The following is a 24,230-nucleotide window of genomic DNA, read 5'->3' as shown; positions in this document are numbered from 1 at the left end:
GTTCAGAGCAGCGAACGGACCCGCAGTTCTTTGGGCATGGAGAACGTGATGTTCTCTTCACGCCCGGCCAACTCATCGGCACCGGTAGCGCCCCAGGCCTGCAATTGCTGAATCACGCCACGCACCAGGACTTCAGGTGCGGAAGCGCCTGCGGTGATGCCGATCCGCTCGACACCGTCGAACCAGCTCTTGTCCAGGTCCTCGGCACCATCGATCAGGTAGGCCGGGGTCGACATGCGTTCTGCGAGTTCGCGCAGGCGATTGGAGTTGGAGCTGTTCGGACTGCCAACCACCAGCACCACATCGCATTCGTCAGCCAGTTGCTTGACCGCGTCCTGGCGGTTTTGCGTGGCGTAGCAGATGTCGTCCTTGCGCGGGCCGCCAATGGCCGGGAAACGCGTACGCAGCGCGTCAATGACGCGACTGGTATCGTCCATGGACAAGGTCGTCTGGGTGACGAACGCCAGTTTCTCCGGATTCCGCACCTGCAGTTCGGCAACATCCTTTTCGTCTTCGACCAGATAGATCGCACCACCACTGCTGGCATCGTACTGGCCCATGGTGCCTTCGACTTCCGGATGACCGGCGTGGCCGATGAGGATGCATTCACGACCGTCGCGGCTGTATCGGGCGACTTCGATGTGCACCTTGGTGACCAGTGGGCACGTGGCGTCGAACACTTTCAGGCCACGGCCGGCAGCTTCGGTCCGTACGGCCTGGGACACGCCGTGGGCACTGAAGATAACGATCACGTCGTCCGGCACCTGGTCCAGTTCCTCGACGAAGACTGCCCCGCGGTTACGCAGGTCTTCGACGACAAACTTGTTGTGGACCACTTCGTGGCGCACATAGATCGGCGGCCCGAAAACCTCCAGGGCGCGGTTGACGATTTCGATCGCCCGGTCCACACCGGCGCAGAAGCCACGGGGATTGGCGAGTTTGATTTGCATGCTGTGCCTCGTGTCTTGCGCGCGAAAACAATGAAAAACCAAACTGTGGGAGCGAGCCTGCCCGCGAAAGCGGTGTGTCAGTCGACATTTATGCTGAATGTGATGACGCTTTCGCGAGCAGGCTCGCTCCCACAGTGGACCTTATTCGGTCAGTTACAGCGCTTTGACGGAGATGATTTCCACGTCAAAGGTCAGCGTCTTGCCTGCCAGCGGATGGTTGAAGTCGATGGTCACTTGCGCGTCATCGAATTCTTTGACCACACCCGGCAATTCAGTATTGGCCGCATCGTTGAAGATCACCAGCAAACCTGGCGACAGGTCCATGTCCTGGAACTGCGAACGCGGGATGATCTGCACGTTTTGCGGGTTGGGCTGGCCGAACGCGTTTTCCGGCTCGATGCTCAGTGTACGCTTGTCGCCCGCCTTGAAACCGAACAGTGCCGCTTCGAAACCTGGCAACAGGTTGCCATCACCGACCTTGAAGGTCGCCGGAGCCTTGTCGAAGGTGCTGTCCACCGTGTCGCCGTTCTCCAGGCGCAATGCGAAATGCAAGGTGACTTCCGTGTTCTGGCCGATGCGTTGCTCAGCCAATACCTGTTCAGTCATGAACGGTTTCTCCGGTCTTTTTACTTTTGAACATATCCAGTGCCAGCATGATGGCACCGACGGTAATCGCACTGTCGGCGACGTTGAACGCCGGGAAGCGCCAGCGATCCTGCCAATGCACCAGAATGAAATCGATCACATGGCCAAGGGCGATCCGGTCGTACAGATTGCCCAGCGCACCACCCAGCACCAGCGCCAAGGCAATGGCCAGCCAGGTTTCGTTGCGGCCCAGGCGCTTCAGCCACACCACCAGCACGGCACTGACCACCACGGCGATCAGGGCAAACAGCCAGCGCTGCCAGCCGGAGCTGTCGGCCAGGAAGCTAAAGGCCGCGCCGGTGTTGTAGGCCAGGGTCCAGCTGAACAAATCGGGGATTACCACGATTTGCTGATACATCTCGAGCCTGCCCTCGAAGTAAAACTTGCTGGCCTGGTCGATGACCAGGACCAGCAAGCTCAACCAGAGCCAGCCCAGCCGTCCGAAACGGCCAGCGGCATTAGGCATAATGACGAACCTCGCCCGCGCCGCTGATGTTGTCGACGCAACGGCCACAGATTTCCGGATGCTCCGGGTTCACGCCGACGTCTTCACGGCAGTGCCAGCAACGGGCGCACTTGGCGAAGGCCGACTTGACGATTTTCAGCTTCAAGCCGCTGACTTCGGTGACCACCGCGTCCGCTGGCGCCTGAACAAAAGGCGCAACGCTGGCGGTGGAGGTGATCAGCACGAAACGCAGCTCGTTGCTCAGCTTGGCCAGGTCGGCGGTCAGCGCCTCTTCGGCGAACAGCGTCACTTCGGCTTGCAGGTTGCCACCGACGGCCTTGGCCGCACGCTGGATTTCCATCTCTTTGTTGACCGCGACCTTCACTTCCATGATGCGGTCCCAGTAGGCGCGACCCAGCTCGAAGCCTTCCGGCAGTTCGCTCAGGCCTTCGTACCAGGTGTTGAGCATGACGGACTCGTTGCGCTCGCCCGGCAGGTATTGCCACAGCTCGTCGGCGGTGAACGCCAGGATCGGGGCGATCCAGCGCACCAGCGCTTCGGAGATGTGGAACAGCGCGGTCTGGCACGAACGACGGGCCTTGCTGTCGGCACCCGTGGTGTACTGGCGGTCCTTGATGATGTCCAGGTAGAAACCGCCCAGCTCCTGCACGCAGAAGTTGTGGATCTTGGAGTAAACGTTCCAGAAGCGGTATTCACCGTAGTGCTCTTGCAGCTCGCGTTGCAGCAGCAGGGTGCGGTCCACGGCCCAACGGTCCAGCGCCAGCATTTCTTCGGCCGGCAGCAGGTCGGTGGCCGGGTTGAAACCGGTCAGGTTCGAGAGCAGGAAACGCGCGGTGTTACGGATACGCCGATAGGCGTCCGCACTGCGCTGCAGGATCTGCTCGGACACTGCCATTTCGCCGGAGTAGTCGGTAGAAGCGACCCACAGGCGCATGATATCGGCGCCCAAGGTATCGTTGACTTTCTGCGGTGCAATGACGTTGCCCAACGACTTGGACATCTTGCGGCCGGACTCGTCAACGGTGAAACCGTGTGTCAGCAGCTCGCGGTACGGAGCGTGGTTGTCGATGGCGCAACCGGTCAGCAGCGACGAGTGGAACCAGCCGCGGTGCTGGTCCGAACCTTCCAGGTACAGGTCGGCGCGTGGACCGCTTTCGTGGCCCATCGGGTGCGAACCGCGCAGGACGTGCCAGTGCGTGGTGCCCGAATCGAACCAGACGTCCAGGGTGTCGCTGATCTTGTCGTACTGTGGGGCTTCATCGCCCAGCAATTCGGCGGCGTCCAGCTTGAACCAGGCCTCGATGCCTTCGCCTTCGACGCGCTTGGCGACTTCTTCCATCAGCTCGACGGTGCGTGGGTGCAGCTCGCCGCTTTCCTTGTTCAGGAAGAACGGGATCGGCACGCCCCAGTTGCGCTGGCGGGAGATGCACCAGTCAGGACGGTTGGCGATCATCGAGTGCAGGCGCGCTTGGCCCCAGGCCGGTACGAACTGGGTCTCTTCGATGGCTTTGAGCGAGCGCTGGCGCAGGGTGTCGCCAGTGGTCGGCTGCTTGTCCATGCCGATGAACCACTGCGCGGTCGCGCGGTAGATCAGCGGGGTCTTGTGGCGCCAGCAGTGCATGTAGCTGTGTTCGATGATGGTGGTGTGCAGCAGCGCGCCGACTTCGGTCAGCTTGTCGACGATGGCCGGGTTGGCCTTCCAGATGAACTGGCCGCCGAAGAATTCCAGCGAAGTCGCGTAGACGCCATTGCTTTGTACCGGATTGAGGATGTCGTCGTTGACCATGCCGTATTTCTTGCAGGTCACGAAGTCGTCCACGCCGTAGGCCGGGGCGGAGTGAACCACGCCGGTGCCGGCGCCCAGTTCGACGTAGTCAGCCAGGTACACAGGCGACAGACGGTCGTAGAACGGGTGACGGAAGTTGATCAGCTCCAGCGCCTTGCCCGCGGTGGTCGCGATGACCGAACCTTCCAGGCTGTAGCGCGCCAGGCACGACTCAACCAGCTCTTCAGCCAGTACCAGCAGTTTGTCGCCGACATCGACCAGGGCGTAGTTGAATTCCGGGTGGACGTTCAACGCCTGGTTAGCCGGGATGGTCCACGGGGTGGTGGTCCAGATCACGATCGAAGCAGGCTTGGCCAGCGATGGCAGGCCGAAAGCGGCAGCCAGGCTGGCTTCATCGGCAATCGGGAACGCCACGTCGATGGTCGAGGACTTCTTGTTCTCGTACTCGACTTCCGCTTCGGCCAGGGCCGATCCGCAGTCGAAGCACCAGTTCACAGGCTTCAAGCCTTTGAACACGAAACCGCCCTTGACGATTTCGGCCAGGGCACGGATTTCACCGGCCTCGTTCTTGAAATCCATGGTCTTGTACGGGTTGGCGAAGTCGCCCAGCACGCCCAGACGGATGAATTCGGATTTCTGCCCTTCGATCTGCTCGGTGGCGTAGGCCCGGCACAGTTCGCGGGTCTTGTCCGCGCCCAGGTTCTTGCCGTGGGTCACTTCGACCTTGTGCTCGATCGGCAGGCCGTGGCAGTCCCAGCCCGGAACATAAGGCGCGTCGAAGCCCGACAGGGTCTTCGAACGGATGATCATGTCCTTGAGAATCTTGTTCAGTGCGTGACCGATGTGAATCGTGCCGTTGGCGTACGGAGGACCGTCGTGCAGGACGAACTTCGGACGATCCTTGCCAATCTCGCGCAACTTTCCGTACAGGCCAATGCTGTCCCAGCGCTGCAGAATCTGCGGTTCGCGCTGAGGCAGGCCGGCCTTCATTGGGAAGGCGGTGTCCGGAAGGTTTAGCGTGGCTTTATAGTCGGTCATTTAAGGCTCTTCATTAGCGATTGGCGCTAGGTGCGACAGGGCACGGGCGGCGGCGACATCCGCATTGATCGCCGTCTTAAGCGCCTCCAGAGAGGCGAAACGCTGCTCTTCACGCAGCTTTTGGTGGAAAACCACCGTCATACGCCGGTCATACAGATCGCCGGCAAAATCTAAAAGATGTACTTCAAGGTGGGCTTTGCCATCTCCCTGAACCGTAGGTCGAACGCCGATATTGGCGACGCCAGGCCAGGTCTTGCCGTCCAGATCTACGCTGACCAGGTAAACCCCGGTAAACGGTACGCGACGACGCTTGAGCTGAATGTTGGCGGTGGGCGTACCCAACTGCCGCGCCAGCTTCTGGCCGTGCAACACGCGACCGGCGATCCGGTACGGGCGGCCCAGCAGACGCTCTGCGAGGGCAAAGTCAGCGGCGGCCAGCGCATTACGCACCTGGGTGCTGCTGACGCGAATACCGTCGAGCTCGACGGTTTGCGCCGCTTCGACGGTAAAGCCCTGCATGACGCCGGCCTGTTGCAGGAAATCGAAATCCCCTACCCGGTCACAGCCGAAACGGAAGTCGTCGCCGACTTCAAGGTGTTGCACGCCAAGGCCATCAACCAGGATGGTATCAACGAATTCACTGGCGCTGAGCTTGCTCAGGCGCTGGTTGAAGGCCAGGCACAGGACCCGGTCGACCCCTTCGGCAGCCAACAGCTGCAGCTTGTCGCGCAACCGGGCCAGGCGGGCCGGCGCCGTGTCAGGGGCGAAGAATTCCCGTGGCTGCGGCTCGAAAATCACCACGCAGCTGGGCACGCCCAACTCCAGTGCACGCTCGCGCAGCCGCGCCAGGATAGCCTGGTGGCCACGGTGTACACCGTCAAAGTTGCCAATAGTGGCGACACAGCCCCGATGCTGGGGGCGCAGATTGTGGAGGCCTCGAACCAGCTGCATAACGCGCTTCTTGCTCATAAAGTGGTCGATTATAACCACACCCGGCGGCCGACGACAGGCAACACCGTATCCCAAAGTAATCGAGCCGACAAAAACGCCGTCTCGCCCCTGTTTATCCAGGCCTGACCTTAACCAAGCGTCCTGCGATTGAAGTCGCGCAACCTGAAGCCCATCAACACTAACATGCCGAAATAAGCCACCACACCGGCGATTACCAAAGCACCCAGGCGCAGGAACCGCTCAGGCATCTGCCCTTCGCTCCAGGCGGGCATGAAATGCATCCCCGCCAGCAGTACAGCGGACATCACCAATACCGCCACCACCAGCTTGAAACCAAACTTCACCCAGCCCGGTTGCGGCTGGTACATCTGCTGTTTGCGCAGTTGATAAAACAGCAGCCCGGCATTCAGGCAGGCACCGGCACTGATGGCGAGCGCAAGGCCGGCATGGGCCAGCGGGCCAATCAACAGCAGGTTGAACAACTGGGTCACGACAAGGGTGAAAATCGCGATTTTTACCGGCGTGCGGATGTTTTGTTGCGCATAAAAGCCCGGCGCCAGCACTTTGATCACAATAATCCCCAGCAAACCGACCGAATAGGCGATCAGTGCGCGCTGGGTCATGGCCGCGTCATGGGCTCCAAACTGACCGTACTGGAACAGCGAAACCGTCAGCGGTTCGGCCAAAATCCCCAACGCCAGGGCGCACGGCAATACCAGCAGGAAACACAGGCGCAGGCCCCAATCGAGGATTCGCGAATATTCCTGGCGGTCCTGGCTGGCGTAGGTCTTGGCCAGGGTTGGCAGCAAAATCGTGCCCAATGCCACGCCCAGCACGCCGGACGGCAACTCCATCAGGCGATCGGCGTAATACATCCAGGACACCGAGCCGGCAACCAGGAAGGAGGCAAAGATGGTGTTGATGATCAGCGAGATCTGGCTCACCGACACCCCGAGAATCGCCGGCAGCATCTGCTTCATCACCCGCCAGACGCCGCTGTCGCGAAAATTCAGGCGCGGCAGGACCAGCATGCCGATCTTTTTCAGATGTGGCAGCTGGTACAGCAACTGCGCCAGACCGCCCGCCAGCACCGCCCAGCCCAGCGCCATCACCGGGGGATCGAAATACGGGGTCAGGAACAGCGCGAAAATAATCATGCTGACGTTAAGCAGGGTCGGCACAAAGGCGGGCACCGAAAAGCGGTTCCAGGTGTTGAGGATGGCGCCGGCCAATGACGACAGGGAAATCAGCAGGATGTAGGGAAAGGTCACCCGCAGCAGACTCGTGGTCAGCTCGAACTTCTCTGGCGTGTCGATGAAACCCGGGGCGGTCACCCAGATGACCCATGGGGCGGCAAGCATGCCCAACACCGTGACGAACGCCAAAACCAGCGTCAGCAGGCCAGAAACGTAGGCGATGAAGGTTCGCGTCGCCTCATCGCCTTTCTGGCTTTTGTATTCGGCAAGAATCGGTACGAATGCTTGGGAAAACGCCCCTTCGGCAAAAATTCGCCGCAACAGATTGGGCAGTTTAAAGGCGATGAAGAAGGCGTCGGTCGCCATTCCCGCGCCGAATGCACGTGCGATAAGGGTGTCACGAACAAACCCCAAAACCCGGGAAAGCATCGTGATAGAGCTGACGGCGGCCAACGATTTGAGCAGATTCATTAAAAGAGTTCGTGCCTGTCGATAAACAGCAGGCGAACTACGCGCCCACTTATGCGATACTCCGCGCCGCAACAGCACAGAGCCAAAGCTCGCGAGTTTACAGGTCGCACGCTGGAAAGAAATATCCAGAGGTGTAGTACCTACCACTTAGCGGAACGTCTCAACCGCCCTTGACAAGACCTCAACTCATCGGCATGATTCGCGGCCTATTTTGTTTGCTATTTCCTAAAAAGTCTTTCGAGGAGCTCGACGGTGGCCAACTCACCTTCCGCCAAAAAACGTGCAAAACAGGCTGAGAAGCGTCGCAGCCACAACGCCAGCCTGCGTTCCATGGTTCGTACCTACATCAAGAATGTAGTTAAAGCCATCGACGCAAAAGACGCTGAAAAAGCTCAAGCTGCTTACGTTCTGGCTGTGCCAGTTATCGACCGTATGGCCGATAAAGGCATCATCCACAAGAACAAGGCCGCTCGTCATAAGAGCCGTCTGAATGGCCACGTTAAGGCCCTGAGCGTTGTCGCTGCTGCCTAAGCGACCCGTTCATTAAAAAACCGACCTCAGGGTCGGTTTTTTATTGCCTGCGATTTGACGAACACACAAAAACTGTGGGAGCGAGCCTGCTCGCGATAGCGTCATCACATTCAACATTCATGCTGACTGATGCACCGCCTTCGCGAGCAGGCTCGCTCCCACAGTTCTGATTGCGTCAGATTATTGAGCGTGAGCCCACGGCAAAATCGGAATCGCCGTCACCGCATTCTGCGGACTGCCCTCGATCAAGCGATCGCTGTACACCAGGTACACCAGCGTATTGCGCTTCTTGTCGAGGAACCGCACCACCTGCATGGTCTTGAACACCAGGGAGGTACGCTCCTTGAACACCTCGTCACCGTCCTTGAGCTCCCCCTTGAAGCTGATGGGCCCGACCTGGCGACAGGCAATGGACGCCTCGGCGCGATCTTCTGCCAACCCCAGCCCACCCTTCACGCCACCAGTCTTGGCGCGCGACAGGTAGCACGTCACACCCTCGACCTTGGGATCGTCAAAGGCCTCGACCACGATGCGATCGTTCGGGCCGACAAACTTGAACACTGTCGACACCTGGCCGATTTCCTCGGCCGATGCCAGCAGCGGCATCGCCAGCAGCAATCCCAACAATCCTTTTGCCATGCGCATCAGGTATTCCTTCAGACCAGGATCAGGTTATCGCGATGAACCAGTTCCGGTTCCGCCATATAACCCAAGAGACCGACAATCGCCTCAGACGACTGACCGATGATTTTTTGTGCTTCCAGCGCACTGTAGTTGGCCAGCCCACGGGCAATTTCACGACCGTCAGGCGCTACGCACACCACCATTTCGCCGCGACGGAAGCTGCCCTGGACCAATTTGACCCCCACCGGCAGCAGGCTCTTGTTGCCCTCGGACAACGCCGTCACCGCACCCGCGTCCAGCACCAGGGTGCCACGGGTTTGCAGGTGCCCGGCCAGCCACTGCTTGCGCGCCGCCAGCATGCCGCGCTCAGGCGAAAGCAAGGTGCCGATGCGCTCGCCCGCCTTGAGGCGATCCAGCACGCGCTCCAGACGACCACCGACGATGATCGTATGCGCACCCGACCGCGCCGCCAGGCGCGCCGCTCGCAGCTTGGTCTGCATGCCTCCGCGCCCCAGCGCACCACCGGTACCACCCGCCACCGCATCGAGCGCCGGATCATCGGCACGCGCCTCGTAGATCAGCTGGGCATCGGGATTGTTGCGCGGGTCAGCGTCGAACATGCCATCGCGATCCGTCAGGATCACCAGCAGGTCAGCCTCGACCAGGTTGGCCACCAGCGCCGCCAGGGTATCGTTGTCGCCGAAACGGATTTCGTCGGTGACCACGGTGTCGTTCTCGTTGATCACCGGGATAACCTTCAACTCGACCAGCGCACGCAAGGTGCTGCGGGCGTTCAGGTAGCGCTTGCGGTCGGACAGGTCATCGTGGGTCAGGAGAATCTGCGCAGTGTGCCGGCCATGCTCGGCAAAGCTCGATTCCCAGGCCTGCACCAAGCCCATCTGGCCGATTGCAGCAGCGGCCTGGAGCTCGTGCATCGCACTGGGTCGCGCGGTCCAGCCCAGACGGCTCATGCCGGCCGCCACCGCCCCGGAGGACACCAGCACCAGCTCGACTCCCGCCTCGTGCAAGGCCACCATCTGCTCAACCCAGACACCCATTGCCGCGCGATCCAGGCCCTTGCCATCCGCCGTCAGCAAAGCGCTGCCGATCTTCACGACCCAACGCTGCGCACCTGTCACCTTGCTCCGCATCATCTTCAACCTTAGCTTGAGGGCAGCGCGACCTGGCACTGCCCGTGACGTTATTCGTGGTTATTCGTGACCAACAATCGATTTCCAGATACTAAAACGCCGCTCGATTGAGCGGCGCTTAAGTTTATCGCAACGAATCAGTCACGCACGTAAATGATTTCCGGACCGTCTTCGTCATCCACATCTTCTTCGTCCCAATCATCGTCGCCGATGTCGTGGACCGACTTCACGCCGCTGCGACGCAGGGCACGCTTGTCATCCAGCGCCTGCAGTTGCGCGCGAGCTTCGTCTTCGATGCGCTGATCGAGATCGGCCAGCTCTTCCTTGTAGGCCGGGTCATTGGCCAGACGATCGGCACGATCTTCCATGTAACGCATGATGTCATGGCACAGACGCTCGGTACCGAGCTTGGAGATAGCCGAGATAACGTAGACCGGACCAGTCCATTCCAGGCGATCAACGATCTCCTTGACGCGAGCATCATGTTCTTCATCAAGGATCTGGTCGCACTTGTTCAGGACCAGCCAGCGATCACGCTCCGCCAGGGACGGGCTGAACTTGATCAGCTCGTTGACGATCACTTCAGCGGCATCAGGGGCGCTGGCATCATCCAGCGGCGCCATGTCCACGAGGTGCAGCAGCAGACGCGTACGCGCCAAGTGCTTGAGGAAGCGAATACCCAGACCAGCACCTTCGGAAGCACCTTCGATCAAACCCGGAATATCGGCAATGACGAAGCTCTTCCAGCGATCGACGCTGACCACACCCAGGTTCGGCACCAGCGTGGTGAACGGGTAGTCGGCAACTTTCGGCTTGGCAGCCGAAACCGAACGGATAAAGGTACTTTTACCGGCGTTCGGCAAACCCAGCAGACCTACGTCAGCCAGTACTTTCATTTCCAGCTTCAGGTCGCGCTGCTCGCCCGGCTTGCCCGGAGTGGTCTGGCGCGGCGCACGGTTAGTACTGGATTTGAAACGGGTGTTGCCCAGACCATGCCAGCCGCCCTGCACCACCATCAACTTCTGACCGGCCTTGGTCAGGTCGCCGATGACTTCCTGAGTCGCGGAGTCGATCACCGTGGTGCCGACCGGAACACGCAGGATCAGGTCTTCACCCTTCTTGCCGGTGCAGTCGGTGCTGCCGCCGTTGGAGCCACGCTCGGCATCGAAGTGCCGGGTGTAACGGTAGTCCACCAGGGTGTTGAGGTTTTCGTCGGCCATCATGTAGATGGAACCGCCGTCACCGCCATCACCGCCGTTCGGGCCACCGTTCTCGATAAATTTTTCCCGACGGAAACTCATGGCGCCATTGCCACCATCGCCAGCTTTTACGCGAATCGATACTTCATCAACAAACTTCATAACAAACGCCTCTCGCCATACGGACGAGCCGAAAAACAATCAAGACATAAGACTCTTGCAAAAATGAGCGCAGCGACCCCAAACCACGACACTTACATCGTACGCCGACAGCCCATACAAACAGCTTTGCAAGAGACTCACCCCACAAACGAAAAAGCCCCGTCGCGAGACAGGGCTTTTCCAGCGATCGCGCAATTAAGCCGCGACTACGCTCACGTAACGACGACCGAAGGCGCCTTTTACTTCGAACTTGATCACGCCTTCGACTTTAGCGAAGAGAGTGTGATCTTTACCCATGCCAACGCCGTAGCCAGCGTGGAATTGGGTGCCGCGCTGACGCACGATGATGTTGCCTGCTTTGATAGCCTGGCCGCCATACATCTTCACGCCAAGGCGTTTGGCTTCTGAGTCGCGACCGTTACGGGTACTACCACCAGCTTTTTTGTGTGCCATGAGTTCAATTCTCCTAGTGAGGAATTAGGCTGTAATTAAGCCTGAATACCGGTGATTTTGATCTCGGTGTACCACTGGCGGTGGCCCATACGCTTCATGTGGTGCTTACGGCGACGGAACTTGATGATGCGGACTTTATCGTGACGACCTTGGGAGATCACTTCAGCCACAACGGTAGCGCCAGCAACAACTGGAGCGCCGATATTCACGTCGTCACCGTTGGCAACCAACAGAACGCGATCAAAGGTAACGGATTCGCCGGTAGCGACTTCCAGTTTTTCGATCTTCAGGTATTCACCTGGGGCGACTTTGTACTGCTTGCCGCCAGTAACGATTACTGCATAAGACATGGTATTTCTCCGATAATCCTGCTCACCCAGCTCTTTATAAGAAGAGGTATTGGCTGGCATGGCTGCATGGGGCTGGAGGCCCGCTTGCAATTGCGTAAGGCAGGTGCTGCCCAGGAAGTTCAGGGTGCGCGATTGTACGCAAGGCACGAGCGCCTTGCAAGAGGCCGTCCATCGCGCCTTGACACCTGCAGGCGTGGGTCCTAGCATGCCGCGCAACCCTTCTGGAGCGACTGTCGCTGATGCAACCCCAAGCTTTCTACCGCGCGGTGGCGGACGATTTTAGCGCCGTCGACGGCATCATCAAGAAGCAGCTGACTTCCCGAGTGCCGCTGGTATCGAAAATCGGCGATTACATCACCTCGGCCGGCGGTAAACGCCTGCGTCCATTATTAGTGCTGCTGTGTGGCAAGGCCCTCGGCCGCGAAGGCGACGACCTGCGCCTGCTGGCCGCCACCATCGAATTCCTGCACACCGCGACCCTGCTGCATGACGACGTGGTCGACATGTCCGGCATGCGCCGTGGCCGCTCGACTGCCAATGCCATGTGGGGCAACGCGCCGAGCGTGCTGGTGGGCGACTTCCTGTACTCGCGCTCCTTCGAAATGATGGTCGAGCTGGGCTCCATGCCAGTGATGAAGATCCTTTCGCAAGCCACGCGCATCATCGCCGAAGGCGAAGTGTTGCAGCTGTCGAAGGTCCGCGACGCCAGCACCACCGAAGAAACCTACATGGAAGTCATCCGCGGCAAGACCGCGATGCTCTTCGAAGCCTCGACCCACAGCGCGGCAGCCCTGGCCGGTGCGACGCCTGAGCAGTGCGAAGCGCTGCGCACCTTCGGCGATCACCTGGGCGTGGCCTTCCAACTGGTCGACGACCTGCTGGACTACAAGGGCGATGCCGAGACCCTGGGCAAGAACGTCGGTGACGACCTGGCCGAAGGCAAGCCGACCCTGCCGCTGATCTACACCATGCGCGAAGGCACGCCGGAGCAGGCCGCACTGGTGCGCAAGGCGATCCAGAAAGGCGGCATCGAAGACCTGGAAAACATCCGCGCAGCCGTGGAAGCCTCAGGTTCACTGGAATACACCGCCCAACTGGCACGCGACTATGTGGCCCGTGCGATCAAGTGCCTGGACGCGCTGCCAGCCAGCGAATATCGCGATGCACTGGTCGAATTGAGCGAGTTTGCGGTCGCCCGCACGCACTAGAAACACCGCAACACCCTGTGGGAGCGAGCCTGCTCGCGATTGCGATCTGACAGTCGACATTGTTGCTGACTGACACACCGCCTTCGCGAGCAGGCTCGCTCCCACAGTTGTTTTATGCCCCCGCGGATAAAACCCTATACAATGTGCGCTTTTTAGCGATCCTGAATCCAAGGAGCCTTAGTGAGCACGTTGCCACCCTGCCCGAAATGCAATTCCGAATACACCTACGAAGACGGCGCCCAGCTGATCTGCCCCGAGTGCGCCCACGAATGGTCCGCCAGCGGTGACGCCGAAGTGGTCTCCGACGACGCAGTGAAGAAGGATTCGGTCGGCAACGTCCTGCAGGACGGCGACACCATCACCGTAATCAAGGACCTCAAGGTCAAGGGCACGTCGCTGGTGGTCAAGGTCGGTACCAAGGTCAAGAACATCCGCCTGTGCGATGGCGATCACGACATCGACTGCAAGATCGACGGCATCGGCCCGATGAAGCTCAAATCCGAATTCGTCAGAAAAGTCTGATTCCGCTGTACGCCATCCCGCGCCCTGGCGTGGGGTGGTGCTGCGCCCTTCCCCGCCTCGCCCAATGAATCCTCGCAATAGCCAAACGCCAGCCGTTTTGACCTTACGCAATCTTTACCCAGAAAAATCCCCAATCTACCAATAGGCCCTTGCTATTTATTGAATAGGAATTATTCTCATTGAACCCAATCAATGGAGATGAGAACCCATGACTTATTTGATCGATGCCTGGCTGGACCGCCCACACCCCTATCTCAGGATCCTGCATCGGGAAACCGGGGAAGTCTGCGCAGTGCTGGAAGAGGAAGCCTTGAGCGAACTGCAGGATCAAGGTGACCTGGACGTCAATGGTTTGAGTTCAAGCGAGCCGGTGGTGCTCAAGGAAGTGGTGAGAAACCTGTTTCTGTTCTGCTATGCCCGGGCATTGCGCCCGACCAGTGAGCTGCATCACAAGATCGAAATATGAGTAACGCAAACCCCGTAGGAGCAAAGCTTGCTCGCGATGCTGGCGACTCAGTCTCGATTTAGAATCGAGTTGAAGCCATCGCGGGCAAGCCATGCTCCTACAAGATCAAAGGCTTACAGAACGTCCAGCAGCTCGACGTCGAACACCAGTACGCTGTGCGGCGGAATGCTGCCAACGCCTTGAGCGCCGTAAGCCAGTTCGCTCGGCACGTACAGGCGCCATTTGCTGCCGGCATTCATCAGTTGCAGGGCTTCGGTCCAGCCAGCGATCACGCCGCCAACCGGGAATTCTGCTGGCTCGCCACGCTCGTAGGAGCTGTCGAACACGGTGCCGTCGATCAGGGTGCCGTGGTAGTGGGTACGCACGGTGTCTTCACGGGATGGCTTGGCGCCTTCACCGGAGGACAGTACTTCGAATTGCAGGCCGGAAGCCAGGGTGGTGATGCCGTCACGCTTGGCGTTTTCAGCCAGGAAGGCCAGGCCTTCGCCAGCGGCCGCTTCAGCCTTGGCTGCAGCTTCGGCCTGCATGATTTCGCGAATCACCTTGAAGCTGGCGGACATTTCTTCCTGGCCAACACGGCTTGGCTGACCGGCGAACGCGTCGGTCAGGCCTGCCAGGATCGCGTCCAGGCTAACGCCCGGTGGCGGGTTGTCGCGCAGCTGGTCGCCCAGCTGACGGCCAATGCCGTAGCTGACGCGGGTTTCGTCGGTGGACAGATTTACTTCGGACATGACACTGCTCCGCTGTGCGGACGACCCGGGAACTGGCCGTGCGTGCACAGCGCGTCCCGGAGCGCCCGGAACCAAAAGGGCCAGCAGACTAGCACAGATGTCGTGGCGTTGATCAGAGGGGTCAGGCGATCGGCACCTTCAGGTTTTCCTCGATATCGGCAACCAACCCGCACATCTCGTCATGAACCACGGTGTGCACCAGGTTGAAGTGCAACTTTGGGAAGGAACGCAGCACATCACGGGCATGCTCCACCGAGCGCAGCTGCATCGTGTGACCTGGCGCATCGCTCAATGGATACGCCGCACCATGCATCCGGGCCTCCAGCAGGTAGATACCCCCCTCCATCGAGATCAGGTTCAACTCATCGACCTTCCCGGCGACGGCATAGGCATTCAACTCTTGCAGGTTCATGAGCGCACCTCACGCAGTGACGAGCCAACACCCTTACAGGGATATGCCTCGGCGCATCAAAGCACAAGCCATAAACGACGCCGCCCGTCTGTTTTGCAACAGACGGGCGGCGCGCAACAACTGGACAGCCGTTGTTCAGTGCTTGGTCACTTTATCCAGGTAACCCATGGCGAATGCCGACACCACAAAGGTCATGTGGATGATGACGTACCACTGCAAATGCTCGGGATCGACGTTCTTGGCGTCCATGAAGATGCGCAGCAGGTGGATGGACGAGATCGCCACGATGGACGCGGCCACCTTCATTTTCAGCGACGAGGAGTCCATGGTGCCCAACCAGTTGAGTTTCTCCTTGCTGTCGTCGATGTCCAGTTGAGAAACGAAGTTCTCATAGCCGGAGATCATCACCATCACCAGCAGGCCGCCGACCAGCGCCATGTCAATCAGCGACAGCAGTACGAGGATCAAGTCCGATTCGGCCATCGAAAAGACGTTGGGGATGACGTGGAAGACTTCCTGGAAGAATTTCAGCGCCAGTGCCAGCAGCCCGAGGGACAGGCCGAAGTAGATCGGCGCCAGCAGCCAGCGCGAGGCGTACATTGCATTTTCGATAAAGCGTTCCATTGAATCTCACATGTGGACTGGAAATGGCCGCGAGTATAACAGCCGTCCGTTACAGCCAAAACCATCGAAAAATCCGCCACCTGCGCGTGTGTGTCAAAGTTTTTCTGCTAGTGTCCAAACCATTGACAGCAAAATGACATCGGACAGGAAGACTGGAAATGGATGGGCGATTGCCGTTAACGAGTGCCGGGATTTTTCTGGCTTTGCTGATCAGCGCCTGCTCGCCCAGCGACGAGAAGCGTCAGGTCAGCCTCGAGGAAAAGACTGCGCAGTTCGAGAAGTCCCTGGATACCATCGAGGACCCGAAACTCAAGGATGCGGTGGCCGAACTGGGTGGCTCGCTGTTGTTGCTCGAGCGTGCGCAACTCAAACTCGACAGCAAACCTGTTGAAACCGAGTATGGCGAAGACGCCCTCGCCATGCTCAAGCACTACCCCACGCCACAGGCCCTGGTCGACACTTACATCAACGGCCTGTTCGTCCTGCACAAGGACTCCAGCTCCGACTACCTGACGGACCTGCAACCGGTGTTTCCGTTCAACTTCAGCATCCCGGCGGCGTTTCTGTTTCCCCATGGCCTGCAATGGCAGTCGGTCACTTTGAGCAACAAACGGGTCATCGCCTTCCAGCCGGAATGGTCGGAAACCGACCCTGGCATTCAACTGAGCCCATCGAGCTCCAACGTCACCAACCCCGACGACCTGACCGTGACCTATCCGTTCATCGAAGGCCTTGACGTCGATATCAAGAACCAGCCACAACCGGTGAGCCTGCAAGGCAAGGTGGAAGTCATTGCACCGCGCCGGCTCTACAGCTTCGACCTGACAAAAAAGGACATCGGCCAGACCCGCACCAACGACAATTTGAGCGTCACCTTGGTGAAACTTGCGGACAACTACGCCGAAATCGAGTTCAGCGACAGCGCGCCGCCCGCCCCCGAGATCGCTGATACTCCGTTGAATCCGCTGATCGTCCAGGCCAGGGATGCCACCGGGCAGTTTCTGTCGCGCTCAGGCTCGATCAATGAGAACGCCGCGCAGATTGCCTTCTACCAGAAGCAGCTGGCGAAGTTGCAGCAACAGAAGCTCTGGAGCGAGTCGCTGGAAAAACAGCTCAATGAAGAGCAGCGAACCTTCGAAAAACAACAGAAACGCCACTACTCCAAGGTGTATTTCAACGGGACCATCGAAACCCTTGAAGTCAGCCTGCTGGATTTCTCCAGCGTTACCGTGACCCGCAAGGACCTGGACCTGCCCGTACGCCGCTTCGACAGCCATACCACAGCGAAAACCATCCAGCCGCTGAACTTGCCGGTGGTGGTCTATGACGACAACGCCCCGACCTGGCTCAAGGGCGCGACCTTGACCCAGGAGCAGTTGAAAAAAGGCGTCAGGATCAATCAATCGGTCGAGGACCCCAGCGCCGCGCGCGTCGAGTTTACTCACCTGCGCAGCTTCAACGATGAATTGCTCGGTACGTCTTTCAACCCAGGCGATAGCCCGGTCAGCTTCTTTACCGAAGACAGCAGCGGCAAGCGCGATGAGCCGATCGAATTGCCCCCCGAGGCGTATGAGGTCGACCCCTTGGGCGGCACCATCACCTACGATCTGAACCTGTTTCCACAAACACCCGCCTTTGTGGTCGGCTCCATCCCGCTGTTCCTGGCCACTGTCGAAAAGCAGACCTTCGAAGCCCATCAATTGCCCAAGGGCCTTGAACTCAAGGGCAATGCACTGGTGGTGGATTCGAAAGTGTTTCCCGATCAGGACTGGCGCTTTTTCGCCAAGGATGACAGCGGCAATTATCTGAAGGAAATTCTTGCGGTCAGCCATGACGCGAGCACAGAAGGACCCGCGTTATTCGCCGTGCATTACTTCTACGGTCAACCTACGCGCCTGGAAGCCTATCAACGAACTGACCTCGCCACCGTGCAATACGGTTTTGAGGTCAAGCTCGACAAGGCCGACATGTCCACCCAGCCCCAATAGCGCTGTCAGTGCTCGGGCCGGAACTCGAAGCCACCCACGCTACGACAACGGCCACCGTTGATCTCCCGCAACTGGGCTTGCAGATGCAGGCACCAGATCTGCGGGTCATCGGCCAGTTCATAGCCGTGCAGGGTCAGGCTTTCAACGATGGTATCGAGGATGGACTCAGCCACAAAAGGGCCATGAAACGGGCCTTGGGCCTTGATGGCTGAGGGTTGTTCACCGGCCATTCCGGCGGCGAAGAGCAAGGTCCACATGCCCGTATCGCCCGCCAGGGGGCGGATGGCGCATTCGATACGGGTCACAAGACCTAGACATTGACGAGTCAGGCAGAGGTTGCGCGGCATGGCGGCGACCCTCGGTAAATCCGGTATTCAGCCTCCACGGGAAGGCTGTCTCGATCCAGTGATACTGTCGATATCCTTGAGCAGAGAATAGAGGAAAAGTCTGACTAGCACGTCAAGTAAGACCAGAAGGCGCCGAATGGTCACTGTGTGAATATTGGCGCCAGAGTGATGGCACTTTATTGCGATTCACAAGCAAATGTGGGAGCGAGCCTGCTCGCGAAAGCGGACGATCATCCAACATCAATGTTGAATGAAAAACCGTCTTCGCGAGCAGGCTCGCTCCCACAGTGGATCGAGGTGAAGCTCAGGCTTGCATCAGGCCGGCTTGGCCTCCACCAGCGCCTCGACCGCCATTTCCTTCTCGGCCTCTTTCAGGTCCTCCTCGCTGATCATCTCCGCGATCACCCGCAAGCGCTCCACCACCCGTGCGTTGACGCTGCCTTCAGGGAACTCGCCATTTTCATCCGGCTCACCCGCCGGCTCGCCCACCAACAGGCTCAGCGCCTCGTCGGCCTGACGCACGGCATAGACGTGGAACTGACCGGCGCGCACGGCCGCCAGCACTTTCTCGTCAAGCATCAGCGTGGCAACGTTGGCGTGGGGAATGATCGCGCCCTGTTCGCCCGTCAGCCCGCGGGCTTCGCAGAGACGGAAGAAGCCTTCGATCTTCTCGTTGACGCCGCCCACGGCCTGTACTTCACCGAACTGGTTGATCGAACCGGTAATCGCAAAGCACTGCTTGAGCGGGGTTTTCGACAATGCCGAGATCAGCGTGCACGCCTCGCCCAGGGAAGCGCTGTCACCATCGACATAGCCGTAGGACTGCTCCAGCGCAATGCTCGCGGAGATCGCCAGTGGAAACTCCTGGGCGTAACGGCTGCCCAGGTAACCGGTGAGAATCATCACCCCTTTGGAGTGGATCGGCTGACCGAGGTTGACCTCCCGCTCGATATCGACGATGCCGCTGCCGCCGGGATACACCGTGGCGGAAATCCGCGCCGGCACACCGAAAGCCGAATCGCCGACTTCCAGCACTGTCAGGCCGTTGCACTTGCCGACCGCCGCACCCGCGGTATCGATCAGGATGATCCCCGCCAGCATGTCATCGAGAATCCGCGCCGACACGCGCCCGGTACGGGTGGCCTTGGCCTTGAGTGCCCGCTCGATGTGACCGGCGTCGGTCATTTCATCCGAGGCCAGGTGACGAATGAAATCCGCCTCGCTGACCAGCTGGAACAGATCGCCGATGCGCGCCGACAACCGCCCCTGATGCTCGGCCAGGCGCGCGCTGTAGGTTGCCAGGCGCGCCACCGCATCGGCGGTCAACGGCGCCATGCCCTCCTCGGAAGTACGGGTCTTGAGCAACTGGGCGAACTGCTCCAGGCTCTCGTCGACCATCGGAATGTCTTCATCGAAATCCACCAGGACGCGAAACATTTCCTGGAAGTCCGGATCGAGGTCCTGCAGCGTGTAGTAGAGCTGGCGGGCGCCGATGATGACGACCTTGACCTGCAACGGAATGTGCTGCGGCGTCAGGGTGACGGTGGCGAAACGGCCCATCTCGCCCAGTGGCGATTCCATTTTCAGTTTGCGCGATTGCAGGGCGCGCTTGAGCGCGTCCCACACGAACGGCTCGCTGAGCATCTTATCCGCTTCAAGAATCAGGAAACCGCCGTTGGCCCGGTGCAATGCACCCGGTCGCAGCTGCCGATACGTGGTGTAGAGCGCGCCCTGGTCGGTGCTGTACTCAATGCGGCCGAACAGGTTCTCGTAGGTCGGATGCGGCTCGAACACGACGGGGGCACCGCCACTGGCGGAATGCCCGACCACCAGGCTCGGTGCGTATTGCTCCTCCAGCAGCTTGCGGGCGACCGCATCGGTCTTGCTGTCGTCGACCAATTGCTCGACCACGGTCTTGAGCAAATACACCTGCATCGCTTGCAGGTAACCGCACACCGCCGCGTTCTCGGCGTATTTCTCCGACAACGGCGACAGCAATGGCTGCAGGGCCAGGGTAATGGTTTCTTCGTTGAGATGGCGCAGTTGATTGCTCGACTCGCGCTTCCATTGCGGCAGGCTGGCGAGTTCCTCGTTCAGACGCTCTTCGAGGTTGGAAATATCCTCGTGGAAGCGCTCGCGCTCGGCTTCCGGCAACTGGGCGAACTCCGCCTCGTCCAGCGCCTTGCCTTCGAGCATCGGAGTGAACGCAATGTTGCTGGCATCGCGATAGAGCGCGACCTCTTTTTCCAGGGCCAGGCGCTCGATGACGTCCAGTGCCTTGTCGTAGCGCTGGTTGAAGGCGCGGTCGATGGCGCTTTTTTTCTGCTGGTAGGACGGGTGTTCGAACACCGCCGGAAAGGTCGCCAGCAGGTTGTCGATCAAGCCGTTGATGTCACCGATGAAGGCACCGGCGGTGCCCGACGGCAATTCCAGGGCACGCGGTTCGCGCGGCTCATCGAAATTATTGACGTAGACCCAGTCCGCCGGGGTCTGCAGGCGTTTGCCTTCGGCCTTCAGGTAGCGTTTGACGAACGAGAAGCGACCGGTGCCAGGCTCGCCCATGACGAATACGTTGTAACCGGGGCGTGGCATGGCCACACCGAACTGCAAGGCTTCGACCGCACGTTCCTGGCCAAGCACACCGCGAAAGGGCTCCAGATCATTGGTGGTAGAGAAGCTGAACTGTTCAGCGGAAAACGGACGGGTCAGCGCTTCGGGCGCTAGACGCAAGCTGGCAGCAACAGGATCAGGCATCGGGCTTCCTTAACAATCAGGCGGGGCAGATAGCGGCATTCTGGCGCTGCCCATGCCTGACTGGCAAGGAGCGCCTCAGGCCAAAGCATAGACAAGTGCAAACCCCGGCGTTGAGCGCTGCCAAATCACTGTTTTCAGCGCATGTTTTGCAAAAAATCACGGAACCCCATGATCGTGCCTAAACTCCAAACTGCGCGACTGGATTAATAACCAGTCCAAACTGGCGAGATAGGCGCCAGAACCCTTGTCCATTGGTTTGCACATAAAGAGAACAAAGCTATGAAACGGATTCTTCTTGGTACTCTCTTCACCGCTGTATCCATCAACGCCATGGCTCAGGCGCCAGGCGGCCCGGATTGCGGTTGGGGCAACATGCTGTTCGAAGGTCAGCGTGGCACCCCGGCTCACTTCCTGGCATCCACCACCAACGGCACTTCCGGCAACGCAACGTTTGGCATGACCTCCGGTACCAACGGTTGCTCAACCAACGCGTCGCTGACCTATGGCGGCAAATCCTGGTTTGCCATGAATGGCATGATGAACGAGCTGTCCGAAGACATGGCCAAAGGTCAGGGCGAAGCACTGACCACCTACGCCGTGGTACTGGGCGTGGCGCCGGAAGACCGTGCGCACTTCGCCGCCGTCACTCATGAGCACTTCCAGCAGATCTTCAGCAAGGCTGACGTGACCGCCGAAGATGTGCATACCAACACCCTGGCCGTTCTGAAGAACGATCCTCGTCTGGCCAAGTACGCGACTCAGGCATAAGCTCGACCCGCCCCGCTTCTTTCGGGAAGCGGGTTTTATTTTTTGGACCTGTCCCCTTTTTGGGTCTTTATTTTTTCCTGTTCAAGTTGCTGACTATGCTCAAACGCCTTGCCTGGCTGGCGCTCTGTGTCTGCGCCCCGCTGTCCGCCGCGCCTCACATCGATCCTCAACGTTTGCAGCAACTGGCCAACGACCCCTTCTGGATTTCCCTGGGTCATTACGAAACCGCCAAGCTCGGTGGCTGGCGCAGCTATGTCAGCGACAAGAAATTCTTTCTGGCCGCCGATGGCAACGAACACCCGGACCATGAGCTGGCGGCCACCGTGCAAGCGTTGTACGCCCCGGCCAGTGCGGGCGAGCAGCATGCGCAGTGCGTCTACCCGGCACGAACCCGCTGGCTCAAGGCGCAACTCAACCTGACCGATTTGCCAACGCTTCCCTGCGCCGAGTTCACGCAATGGTTCAAGGACGTCTCGCCCCACAGCGCGGTGATGATCTTTCCGGCGGCCTATCTCAACAGCCCGTCATCGATGTTCGGTCACACGTTGCTGCGCATCGATCAGGCAGACGTGCAAAGCGACAAGACCTCGCTGCTCAGTTATGCGATCAATTTTGGCGCTTACATCGAGGGTTCGGACAACAGCATCCTGTACGCCTGGAAAGGCCTGATGGGTGGCTATCCGGGGCTGTTTGCGCTGGTGCCTTATCAGGAAAAGCTCTCGGAATACCGCAGTCTCGAGAACCGTGACCTGTGGGAGTACCGCCTGAACCTGACCCAGCAAGAAACCGCGCGCATGGTCGAGCACGTCTGGGAGCTGAAACAGATTCAGTTCGACTATTTCTTTTTCGACGAAAACTGTTCCTATCGCCTGCTGGAACTGCTGCAAGTGGCGCGCCCGAGCCTGCGCCTGACCGAGCAATTTCCACTGACGGCCATTCCCACCGACACCGTCAAGGCCGTGAAAGAGGCCGGGCTGGTGGAGTCCATCCAGTATCGACCGTCTCGCGAACGGGAATTGCTGAGCCGCGCCGAACCACTGACCGATGAAGAACAACAGTGGGTACTGAAAGTCAGCGCCGACCAGAAGCAACTGCAAACGCCCGAATTCAAGGCACTACCCCGTGACCGTCAGGCACTGATCATCGACGCGGCCTATCGCCTGGAACGTTACCGCGCCAACGGCCAGGAGCGTGATCCGCAACGGGCCCAGCGCAGCTTCGAGTTGCTGCGGGCGATCAATCGCAACCCCGCACCGGAACTGGACATCCCGCAGCCTGGCCTGCCCGAGGATGGCCACGAATCGCGCACCTGGCAGGCCGGTCTCGGCACCCGCGGCGACCACGCCTTCGGCGAATACGGCCTGCGCATGGCCTACCACGACCTCAATGACAACACCGAAAGCTTCCCCCTCGGCGCACAGATCGAAATCCTGCAATTGAAACTACGCCAGTACGAAGGCAATGACTGGCAAGTGCAGCAACTCGACCTGGCGACGATTCGCTCCCTGACCCCACGTAATGAGTTGCTGCAACCCCTGTCGTGGCAGGTCACCGGTGGCCTGGAGCGAGTGCCGGGCAAGCATGACGATGAAACCTTGGTCAGCCACGTCAATGGCGGCGGCGGTGGAACCTGGCAATTGACTGACGACATGCTCGGCTTTGCCCTGGGCACCGTGCGCGTGGAACACAACAATGACTTCGCCGAATTCATATCGCCGGCGGCCGGTTTCAACACGGGCCTGCTGTGGAAAAACCCGCTGGGCAATCTGAGCCTGGAGGCAAAAGGCGATTTCTTCACCAATGGTGAAGTACGTCGCAGCCTGAGCCTGAATCAGCAGTGGGAGTTGTCACGCAACCTCGGGTTGCGCCTGAGTGCCCAGCGCGAGTTCAGCCACCTGGCCACACCCGAGAACGAAGTGATGCTTGAGGTGAAGTGGTATCACTATTAAAAGATCTTTCTTTCACATCCCGCTGACGAACCTGCTTCTAGACTTTCCTTACAGGCCGTATTGCGGTCCGGGAGTTCGAGATGTGGCGTTACGCAGGTGTGTTGAGTTTGTTGATATTGATCGCAGGTTGCCAGACAACCCACGAAGATCTGATCGCCAAGGGTTATCCACCGGCATTCGCCGACGGGTTCGATGATGGTTGCAGCAGTGGTCGCCAGGCCGCCGGAGCCATCACCGGCGAGTTTCGCAAGAACGTCCCGCGCTACCTGAAGGACAAGAATTATGCCGAAGGCTGGAGCGATGGTTTCCGTCAGTGTCAGGCCATGCGCGAAAGCCAGGACCGCGAGAGCTATCGCAACAGTCATTGGGACGAGCGCGATGAAGCCTGGCAACGGCAAAAGGATCAAGACGCCGCCCGAGCCTATCGCTCGCAATAGGTCGCTCACGGATATCCATCGAAACTAAAACCCTGCAACCATGGCCCAAAC

24 protein-coding genes are annotated in these 24,230 nt (G+C 59.4%); 8 read left to right on the top strand and 16 right to left on the bottom strand.

The annotated features are described in order from the left end of the window. Positions 1–2 precede the first annotated feature (2 nt). The 6 genes from ispH to murJ form a co-directional block, all read right to left on the bottom strand. Complete coding sequence (gene ispH / locus PMI35_RS19635; protein ID WP_008058301.1) at positions 3–950, bottom strand: 4-hydroxy-3-methylbut-2-enyl diphosphate reductase; 948 nt, start codon at positions 948–950, stop codon at positions 3–5. A 153-nt stretch (positions 951–1,103) separates the two neighbouring features. After that, complete coding sequence (gene fkpB, locus PMI35_RS19640; RefSeq protein WP_172668667.1) at positions 1,104–1,541, bottom strand: FKBP-type peptidyl-prolyl cis-trans isomerase; 438 nt, start codon at positions 1,539–1,541, stop codon at positions 1,104–1,106. 7 nt (positions 1,542–1,548) lie between these two features. Next, positions 1,549–2,061, bottom strand: coding sequence for a signal peptidase II (gene lspA, locus PMI35_RS19645; protein WP_008058296.1), 513 nt, complete (start codon positions 2,059–2,061; stop codon positions 1,549–1,551). Continuing rightward, positions 2,054–4,885 (bottom strand): isoleucine--tRNA ligase, encoded by a 2,832-nt coding sequence (gene ileS, locus PMI35_RS19650; protein WP_008058294.1) that lies wholly within the window; start codon positions 4,883–4,885, stop codon positions 2,054–2,056. Before ileS ends, lspA begins: the two co-directional genes overlap by 8 nt. Continuing rightward, the gene (gene ribF, locus PMI35_RS19655) at positions 4,886–5,836 is read right to left on the bottom strand and encodes a bifunctional riboflavin kinase/FAD synthetase (protein WP_008058292.1); all 951 of its coding nucleotides are present in this window, start codon (positions 5,834–5,836) and stop codon (positions 4,886–4,888) included. 128 nt (positions 5,837–5,964) lie between these two features. After that, positions 5,965–7,503, bottom strand: a complete 1,539-nt coding sequence (murJ, locus tag PMI35_RS19660) for a murein biosynthesis integral membrane protein MurJ (RefSeq protein WP_008058290.1) — start codon at positions 7,501–7,503, stop codon at positions 5,965–5,967. A gap of 252 nt (positions 7,504–7,755) precedes the next feature. Between murJ and rpsT the strand changes: the two genes are divergently transcribed. Continuing rightward, positions 7,756–8,034 carry a 30S ribosomal protein S20 gene (gene rpsT / locus PMI35_RS19665; RefSeq protein ID WP_008058289.1) on the top strand — a complete coding sequence of 93 codons (279 nt, stop codon included), beginning with the start codon at positions 7,756–7,758 and terminating at the stop codon, positions 8,032–8,034. Between the two features lie 180 nt (positions 8,035–8,214). On the opposite strand, the gene PMI35_RS19670 is transcribed toward rpsT, so the two are convergent. From PMI35_RS19670 to rplU, 5 genes are all read right to left on the bottom strand, one after another. Next, positions 8,215–8,679 carry a CreA family protein gene (locus tag PMI35_RS19670; RefSeq protein WP_007990450.1) on the bottom strand — a complete coding sequence of 155 codons (465 nt, stop codon included), beginning with the start codon at positions 8,677–8,679 and terminating at the stop codon, positions 8,215–8,217. 11 nt (positions 8,680–8,690) lie between these two features. Further along, complete coding sequence (proB, locus tag PMI35_RS19675) at positions 8,691–9,809, bottom strand: glutamate 5-kinase (RefSeq protein WP_032831528.1); 1,119 nt, start codon at positions 9,807–9,809, stop codon at positions 8,691–8,693. Between the two features lie 137 nt (positions 9,810–9,946). After that, complete coding sequence (gene cgtA / locus PMI35_RS19680) at positions 9,947–11,170, bottom strand: Obg family GTPase CgtA (protein ID WP_008052064.1); 1,224 nt, start codon at positions 11,168–11,170, stop codon at positions 9,947–9,949. 195 nt (positions 11,171–11,365) lie between these two features. After that, positions 11,366–11,623, bottom strand: a complete 258-nt coding sequence (gene rpmA, locus PMI35_RS19685) for a 50S ribosomal protein L27 (protein WP_003281574.1) — start codon at positions 11,621–11,623, stop codon at positions 11,366–11,368. A 35-nt stretch (positions 11,624–11,658) separates the two neighbouring features. Further along, positions 11,659–11,973, bottom strand: a complete 315-nt coding sequence (gene rplU / locus PMI35_RS19690) for a 50S ribosomal protein L21 (RefSeq protein WP_007950961.1) — start codon at positions 11,971–11,973, stop codon at positions 11,659–11,661. A 239-nt stretch (positions 11,974–12,212) separates the two neighbouring features. Here rplU and PMI35_RS19695 point away from each other — a divergent pair, with 239 nt between their 5' ends. From PMI35_RS19695 to PMI35_RS19705, 3 genes are all read left to right on the top strand, one after another. Next, the gene (locus PMI35_RS19695; protein WP_008058287.1) at positions 12,213–13,181 is read left to right on the top strand and encodes a polyprenyl synthetase family protein; all 969 of its coding nucleotides are present in this window, start codon (positions 12,213–12,215) and stop codon (positions 13,179–13,181) included. Positions 13,182–13,361: 180 nt separating this feature from the next. After that, on the top strand, positions 13,362–13,703 hold the full coding sequence (locus tag PMI35_RS19700) for a zinc ribbon domain-containing protein YjdM (protein ID WP_008058286.1): 342 nt from the start codon (positions 13,362–13,364) through the stop codon (positions 13,701–13,703). A 208-nt stretch (positions 13,704–13,911) separates the two neighbouring features. Beyond that, entirely contained in the window at positions 13,912–14,169 is a 258-nt protein-coding gene (locus tag PMI35_RS19705) for a PA4570 family protein (RefSeq protein ID WP_008058285.1), read from the top strand. A 113-nt stretch (positions 14,170–14,282) separates the two neighbouring features. Here the strand turns inward: PMI35_RS19705 and PMI35_RS19710 are convergent, their stop codons facing one another. From PMI35_RS19710 to PMI35_RS19720, 3 genes are all read right to left on the bottom strand, one after another. Next, entirely contained in the window at positions 14,283–14,900 is a 618-nt protein-coding gene (locus tag PMI35_RS19710; RefSeq protein WP_008058284.1) for an FKBP-type peptidyl-prolyl cis-trans isomerase, read from the bottom strand. Positions 14,901–15,021: 121 nt separating this feature from the next. Beyond that, complete coding sequence (locus tag PMI35_RS19715; protein ID WP_008058258.1) at positions 15,022–15,312, bottom strand: DUF6482 family protein; 291 nt, start codon at positions 15,310–15,312, stop codon at positions 15,022–15,024. Positions 15,313–15,447: 135 nt separating this feature from the next. Continuing rightward, positions 15,448–15,936, bottom strand: coding sequence for a TIGR00645 family protein (locus PMI35_RS19720; protein WP_007970904.1), 489 nt, complete (start codon positions 15,934–15,936; stop codon positions 15,448–15,450). Positions 15,937–16,094: 158 nt separating this feature from the next. Here PMI35_RS19720 and PMI35_RS19725 point away from each other — a divergent pair, with 158 nt between their 5' ends. Next, on the top strand, positions 16,095–17,924 hold the full coding sequence (locus tag PMI35_RS19725; RefSeq protein ID WP_008058255.1) for a hypothetical protein: 1,830 nt from the start codon (positions 16,095–16,097) through the stop codon (positions 17,922–17,924). Positions 17,925–17,929: 5 nt separating this feature from the next. Here the strand turns inward: PMI35_RS19725 and PMI35_RS19730 are convergent, their stop codons facing one another. Together PMI35_RS19730 and PMI35_RS19735 are read right to left on the bottom strand one after the other, a co-directional pair. After that, positions 17,930–18,271 (bottom strand): PA4575 family protein, encoded by a 342-nt coding sequence (locus PMI35_RS19730; protein WP_008058253.1) that lies wholly within the window; start codon positions 18,269–18,271, stop codon positions 17,930–17,932. A 315-nt stretch (positions 18,272–18,586) separates the two neighbouring features. Further along, on the bottom strand, positions 18,587–21,025 hold the full coding sequence (locus PMI35_RS19735) for a Lon protease family protein (RefSeq protein ID WP_008058251.1): 2,439 nt from the start codon (positions 21,023–21,025) through the stop codon (positions 18,587–18,589). A 279-nt stretch (positions 21,026–21,304) separates the two neighbouring features. Between PMI35_RS19735 and PMI35_RS19740 the strand changes: the two genes are divergently transcribed. From PMI35_RS19740 to PMI35_RS19750, 3 genes are all read left to right on the top strand, one after another. Next, positions 21,305–21,793 (top strand): DUF3015 domain-containing protein, encoded by a 489-nt coding sequence (locus PMI35_RS19740; protein WP_008058249.1) that lies wholly within the window; start codon positions 21,305–21,307, stop codon positions 21,791–21,793. A gap of 95 nt (positions 21,794–21,888) precedes the next feature. Beyond that, complete coding sequence (locus tag PMI35_RS19745; protein WP_008058247.1) at positions 21,889–23,742, top strand: Lnb N-terminal periplasmic domain-containing protein; 1,854 nt, start codon at positions 21,889–21,891, stop codon at positions 23,740–23,742. Between the two features lie 80 nt (positions 23,743–23,822). Further along, positions 23,823–24,179, top strand: a complete 357-nt coding sequence (locus PMI35_RS19750; RefSeq protein WP_008058245.1) for a hypothetical protein — start codon at positions 23,823–23,825, stop codon at positions 24,177–24,179. Positions 24,180–24,230 lie beyond the last annotated feature (51 nt).

Source organism: Pseudomonas sp. GM78 (assembly GCF_000282475.1).
Lineage (GTDB): Bacteria > Pseudomonadota > Gammaproteobacteria > Pseudomonadales > Pseudomonadaceae > Aquipseudomonas.
This window is presented reverse-complemented; position numbering and strand designations above follow the sequence as displayed.